This is a genomic window from Candidatus Protochlamydia sp. W-9 (assembly GCF_001950615.1).
Classification (GTDB): Bacteria; Chlamydiota; Chlamydiia; order Chlamydiales; family Parachlamydiaceae; genus Protochlamydia; species Protochlamydia amoebophila.
In genome coordinates this window covers 1-498 of the sequence record NZ_BCPZ01000113.1, presented here as the reverse complement: position 1 = coordinate 498, position 498 = coordinate 1, and the positions used below count along the sequence as shown (strand labels likewise).

At 37.6% G+C, this 498-nt stretch carries 1 protein-coding gene; it reads left to right on the top strand.

What is annotated here, in order from left to right; translation table 11 throughout:
• On the top strand, positions 1-498 hold a 498-nt coding region (locus tag BU804_RS13205; RefSeq protein ID WP_158025005.1), incomplete at both ends, for a hypothetical protein.

The following is a 498-nucleotide window of genomic DNA, read 5'->3' as shown; positions in this document are numbered from 1 at the left end:
AAGGCAAATTGGCTTAAAAGAGATCATCCGATTTGATAATCTAGAAGATACGAGTCATTTATCCTCATGCCTTGCAACCTTTTCTGAGAAATTTGAAAAGGGACCGATCTGTGTGGCTTCTTCGCAATGTTTAGATCCTGATGATGAAAGACTATTAGAAGATCGGTTTAAGAACAGTTTGAAGCTAGAGATGAAAAATCTTCAAGATTACGACATAAAGTTTGAAAACCTTCAAGTTTTTGTACAAAGTGTGTTAGAGTCTAGCTTAATTAATACCATCTTTTCCCAGTCAAATCCGGAAATCGGACAGCTTTTACACTTGCCAGAAATCGATCCTCGTCTTGTTCGCAACTATGACAAGGAAATTGTAGGTCGTTGTATCAAAGAGTACATCCGCTCCATCCTTAGTACCCTCAATATCTCTTTTATCGACACAGTATTAAAAGAGATAGAAGGCAAGGTCCCTAAAAAAACAGTTGCAATGCTCGAGCAAAAAGT